Annotated in this window: 3 protein-coding genes; all 3 read right to left on the bottom strand. The window is 55.9% G+C overall.

The window, feature by feature from the left end:
- Positions 1–80: 80 nt before the first annotated feature.
- The 3 genes from L248_RS15375 to L248_RS12320 all read right to left on the bottom strand — a co-directional run bounded on the left by L248_RS15375 (position 81) and on the right by L248_RS12320 (position 5,437).
- Positions 81–4,097 (bottom strand): KxYKxGKxW signal peptide domain-containing protein, encoded by a 4,017-nt coding sequence (locus L248_RS15375; protein ID WP_052000063.1) that lies wholly within the window; start codon positions 4,095–4,097, stop codon positions 81–83.
- A gap of 354 nt (positions 4,098–4,451) precedes the next feature.
- Positions 4,452–5,159, bottom strand: coding sequence for a hypothetical protein (locus L248_RS12315; RefSeq protein WP_040536728.1), 708 nt, complete (start codon positions 5,157–5,159; stop codon positions 4,452–4,454).
- On the bottom strand, positions 5,156–5,437 hold the full coding sequence (locus L248_RS12320; RefSeq protein ID WP_022530570.1) for a hypothetical protein: 282 nt from the start codon (positions 5,435–5,437) through the stop codon (positions 5,156–5,158). Before L248_RS12320 ends, L248_RS12315 begins: the two co-directional genes overlap by 4 nt.
- Between the last annotated feature and the right edge of the window lie 195 nt (positions 5,438–5,632).

Raw genomic sequence — 5,632 nt, forward strand, 5'->3', positions numbered from 1 at the left:
ACTACGCGTTGGCACTCAGTATGTCGTGGAATATGAATTTTGTCCCAGTCCCTTCTTCTCTATTCAATTGTCTCAGGCGATTACGCGTGCTTGCTCCGCTTCAACGCTAGGCCGAACAAGCTGCTAGCACTCAACAGTGCCGCACCAAGGGCAGACAGGCTCGCGTTGTGCCGTTCACCGGTCTGCGGCAGCGTACCGCGCCGCCCCGTGCGGCCGTTTAATTCCCGTAATGCCGCCAGTTGCTGGATGTGAGCCGTCCGGTAGTTGCGGTAATTGCCGCCAGGTTGCCGGTCAGCACGCTGTGCGGCCCCAACGGGGGTACCGTACGGCAACATACTCATTATGTTCTGAGCCGCCGTCTGGGTACCATCACCACTGAGCGTCCCACCGCGACTGCCATTCTCATCAGCATTGTGATCGCTGGCGTGGCTGCCGTCATGGGCGTTGCCGCCACCATTGTCATCGTTGCCGCCATTGTGGTCATTACCACCATTGTCATCACCACCATGATTATCGTGGTTACCGCCATCGTGGTCATTGCCGCCATTGTCATCACCACCATGATTGTCGTGGTTACCGCCATCATGGTTCTCACCGCCGCCGTTGTTGTTATCGTCGCTGCCGCCGCCAGGGTTAACCGGTGCCTGCCGCGGATCGTTCAACTGAATCTCCGGCGCTTGGGCCACGCTGCCGGCGTCAACGTTAAATGTCGGCGTGACGGCTTCACCGGACTGGTAAACCGGCGCAGTATCTGTCTTGTGGGTCGTGGCGTTCAGCCCCAGCAGATTGGCCAGTTTATCCGTGTTGACCGTTCCTAATTGCACATTGGGCAGCGTAATTGGTTTGGCTGGTGCGGCAGCCACCGGATCAGGTGCCGGAATGACTGTCTGATCAATACCCGTCGGAAGGTAATAGAACACAATCGTACTGTTAACAGTGGTATCCCCAGGAAGACTAAGCCCGTTCTCGACAAATTCCTGCTCCGGATTATCGGTCGTGAACGTATAAAGTTGATTGGTCGCAGTGAGTGCCGCACCGTCATTAGTCTCATTGAAAACACCATATCCGGCGAGGTAATACGTTTTTCCACCTGTGGTGTACTCGGGTCGCACTGCCATGGTGACATTACTGGGTGCACTGGTGCTGGGATCGAACGAATTGTACATATCAGTTTCAAACAATGCTTTGATATCGGCTGCGGACAAATGGTGATCTTTATCGCCGTTTTGGTTACCATCCTTGTAGAGATCCATAACACTGTACATATGAGTAGCCCCATAATACTGCTCGGGATCCTCCCCCTGGTTGATGATGGTCGCCCAGCTGGCCCCATTTCCCAGTTGAATACAAGTGGTGGCATTTTGTCCTTCTCTGATATTGAAGTTGGTATCGGCAGGATCCAGCTCAGAACCGTCCGTACTATCCTTGCCCGGTGTATGGAGATTGTTGAGTGCCGCCGCATTCTGGTCCGGATCTGCTGCCAAGCCGGAAAGTACCTTTAACAGGTTTTGATACTGCTGGGAGAACCCGTTGGTACCGCTAATGCTCTTTAACAAGTCGCTGACGCTGTTGTCAATGGTCCCTGGCTGGGTGAAAGCACTGGTGTCAATCCTGTTTGCCGCGGTAGCCGTGTCATTATACTTATCCACCGCGTCCTGGAAGGTCTGCCACAGCGCTTGGTAACTGGCCTTGGCAGCGTCTTTCTTAATCGCATCAGCTGAGTTGGTTACCGCCGCGCCGGCTTTCACGGTGGTGTATTTCTTCCCGAACTGGTCCGGTGCCGACGTGTAGGAATTCAGGGGTGTCGTTGTGCCGTTCACGGCATCGATGTATGCATAATCCGCGTTCGTCAACGCATCCCCGTCTTTATTCAGTTCCTGGTAGAAAAACGCCCAGCGGCCGTCCGCCTTGGCCTTGGCGATCTCGTCGTTCCACCCTTTGACGGCGTTAGCTTGCGCCGTGGCAAGCGTGTTGATCTGGGTAATCTTCGCCTGGAGCTGCTGCAGCGATGACGCCATGCTCTTGATAGCGGTGAACTGCTTCAGGTTCTGGGCCATCGTCTGGTCATTTTTCCCCACCAGATTCGATTGTGTCGCCGAACCTTGGTCGAAGTCGCTCGTCAGCTGACTCACGCTTGTTTCGTATTGGTGCCAAGCAGAAGTTTGTTGCGGTGCCGTATACCCGGTCACGGCTTCCTGGGGCACAGCCGGGTCCGCATTCTGACCCGCTTTCTGATGGTACGCCGTTAAGGCGTTCTGGTAGTTCGCCAACGCCGCTTGATAGGTCGTGTTGGCGGGTCCGAAGTCCGCCAAGGCCTTGCGCACTTCAGCTTCAGCAGTGGTCACATGGTCGGTCAGTGTCTTCAGACCGGCGGCCGTTTCGTCGCTGGCCGTTCCCTTATTAACGTCGGTCACCGTGTCGTTGTAGGTTCCGGCAGCGGTTTGCCAATTCGTCACCGCATCAGCCAACGCATCATTATCCGTCTTGATCTGCTGGTAGTCGGTTTTGGCGGCTTGATATTGGTTGTACGCGTCATTTTGTGCCGCCACTGTGTCAGCATTGGTGAGAAAGTCTTGGTACGTCGTGTCCGCCGGATTCTTATTGGGATCTGGTTGAGCCGCATTATCCGCGTTGGTGTCCACCTTGGGGACCGTCTTGCTGGCTTCCGGCTTGACGGCGTTGAAGACGATGGCGTCGCTGTTATAAGCGTCCCGGGCTTGGTCATAGGCCGTCTTGGCGTCTGCCATGGCTTGCACCGCTGCATCCGTGGCGGCAGTATCGCCCTGGTCGGCTGCCGCCTGGACCGCGGCCAGCTTGGCGTTCAACGTGTCAGCCGCCGTTTGCAATTGTTTCTGGGAAGCCTGCAAGCCAGTGGACACGGCGTACGAATCCGTGCCGGTCTTCAACGTGGTCATTTCCTGCTTGATCTGGTCAGCATAACTGGCCACTAAGGCGTCGTAAGCCGCTAATGACGCGGTCTCGGTCTTGTCCCCCAGCGTGACGTCCTTCACTGCATTGGGCTGAGGCTGATAATTCATCTTCTTAAGGGCGTCCTGGTACGCCTTGACGGCAGCATCCGTTTGGGCCTCGGTACCAGCGAAGTCTCCGGCCTGGTCGTTCAGCTGCTTGGCTAACGTATTCAGCTTTGCCAGCCAGCTGGCATCGCTGGGATTCGGCTTCTTGAGCATATCGGCCAGTGCCTTAGCCGTTGCGTTGGCATTGGCCGCGTCGGCGTCGGCTTTATTGGTCGCATCTGCTGCCTCTTGGTGGGCATCGGTACTCTTCGCCGGCGCTTGGGTATCGGTCTGGGAATTCGCTGCCTGAGTATCTGTCGTCTTATCGTCGACAGCTTGGTTAGCGGGCGTCTTGGTGTTTGCTGCCTTGGCATCCGTGGATTGGGCATTGGGACCTTTGGCGTCTGAAACCTTGGCTCCAGATGCCTTAGTGTCTTTGGCAGCAGAATCGGCAGCCTTAGTGTCGGTTGTCTTAGTATTTGCAGAATTAGTATCTTGACCCTTGGCGCTTGGAGTCTTGGCATCTGCCGGCTTATCTTCAGTTGACTTACTTGGCGTCACGCTGTTCGCGGTCTGAGTATCCGCAATCTGAGCGTCTGCGCCCTGCTTCGCCGTCTTCTGGGCGGCAGCATCTTGTGTTTGATCGGACGTACTGGTCTTTTCCGGTGATTCATTCTTGGTCGGTACGGCAGCGACCGGCTTTTGAACACTTGTCGCTGCTTGAACAGCATTCTGCTGATTGGCAGTGTCCTGCTTGGCCGGCTCTGCTGGTACCGCATTTGCTTTAGCATTATCCGCGGGCGCCGGCTTCTGAGCATTAGCAGTGGTTTGGGCCGTTGCCGTCTTCTTGACCGCTGCTGCTTTCTGACCGGCCTGAGCGGAGGGTGCGCTCTTTGCATTCTTCTGCTCGGTCGTCACTTCCGCGGCCACTGGTGCAGATGCTGCCCGGACGACCGTCGGTGCATCCGTGAGGGCTGCACCGACGCCGAGGAAAGCAATGCCTGCCACCAGCCAGCGCTTACCTGACTTATACAACTTGTAACGTTTCTTCACCATGACAGTCGATTGACGATTGGTTACCATTTCTATCCCCCATCAGAAAAAAAACATTCTGAAAATAACCATAAATTCTTTCCAATGAATATTCTAACACCCATCTGGTCTAACGGTAAGCGGTCCGGGGAAATGATACGAGTGTGCCTATATTTAGGTATTTGTTCGGTTTATGGGCACCGGTGTGAACAGGTTATCAAACTATTGGTATATATATTGGTTGGAGACTGCTACGGCCATCATATAACACGGCGACTGTCCGGCTCAATCAGCGGCTGACTGATCACCAATGAACAGGCCGGTCAGGGCTTTTCTGTCCGTCCGGCGGCACTGACCGACCTGATAAAAAAAGAAAGCACCCGCGCGTAGCGAATGCTTTCTCTCCTATTCCCTGTGATCATCATTCATGAATTGGCCCATCATGTACCCTTCGTCGAACCCAGTACTGTCATTACCCAGAAACAGCGGGTGGCGGCGGAAGTGGTTGCGAATCGCCGCCACGGCAAGGATGAACGTCCAAGCGGCGATCATGCTCTCAATCCAGCCGATCACCGACCCCCACAGAAAGCCGGTAAACCCGGCATCCGCCTTGCGCAGAATCAGCTGGCCCATGGCGTTGACCCAGCTCATGACGTGGCCGCGCGTGGCTCCGTTCTGCGGCAGCGCGGCTTGGGTGTAATGGACGCTAAAGTCCGGCGGTCCCGCCGCGGCGGGGACAAAAGCAAAGCGGTAGCCGCCGTTCTGGGGATAGACCAGCAGGACATTAATGCGGTCTTCCTCATCCGGATCGGCCATCTTCCCCAGGTGGTCTTCGACCAGATCAGATGCCGTGGTCGCGGCTTCCGTGCGGTTGAGAAAGGCCGTGCCGCCCGTAATGTCTTCTGCGTCATTCTGATCGAGGATAAAAACCCACAGCTGATTATGACCCGATGCGTTGGCCAGGTCGTCATTAATACTGTCGATATGGCTGCGATCGGCGTCAGTGAGAATACCCAGATGATCTTGTACCACGGGGCCGGCCGCCTGGACAGGAACAACTGCCCAAATCAGCCACACCGCGGCGGCAAACAAACTTACGAGCCATCGCTTCATTGCTCGCCGCCCCGCTTTCGAGCCGCCTGATATTGCCGCAGCCGCGGGTTCAGCGGCGGCTCGGGGCCCCAAAAAAGGCCGGCCGCATTGCGGTAAAACAGACAGTAGTCGATGCCAAACGCCGCCAGCCCCAACGCCAGTAAAAGCCAATTCGCGGCATCGGGGGTGACGATGGCTGAAAAGTAACGATCAATAACGAAAGCCCCGCCCATCATGACGCCAGCGATGATCAGCCAGCTCAACAAAATACGCAAGACCCGCCGGCCCCAGTGATTCATCGTGCTCCCCTCACTTCTTCAATCTGCTTCCATTATACCGATTGACGCCGTGGTGCACGAGGGGAAAGCCCACCGTGGGCGTAATTAATTCGCTTTCAGGACTTGGCAAGCGCCCGCTTTTCTGGTAATATACTTAATGTTGCATGCCGGTGTGGCGGAATTGGCAGACGCGCAGCGTTCAGGTCGCTGTTCGGT

Origin of the sequence: Schleiferilactobacillus shenzhenensis LY-73 (assembly GCF_000469325.1) — a bacterium.
In the GTDB taxonomy this organism is placed as follows: Bacteria; Bacillota; Bacilli; order Lactobacillales; family Lactobacillaceae; genus Schleiferilactobacillus; species Schleiferilactobacillus shenzhenensis.

Bases quoted from the DNA above. Each gene is read 5' to 3' on its own strand.
- L248_RS15375 (WP_052000063.1), bottom strand. From the start codon at position 4,097: ATGGTAACCAATCGTCAATCGACTGTCATGGTGAAGAAACGTTACAAG.
- L248_RS12315 (WP_040536728.1), bottom strand. From the start codon at position 5,159: ATGAAGCGATGGCTCGTAAGTTTGTTTGCCGCCGCGGTGTGGCTGATT.
- L248_RS12320 (WP_022530570.1), bottom strand. From the start codon at position 5,437: ATGAATCACTGGGGCCGGCGGGTCTTGCGTATTTTGTTGAGCTGGCTG.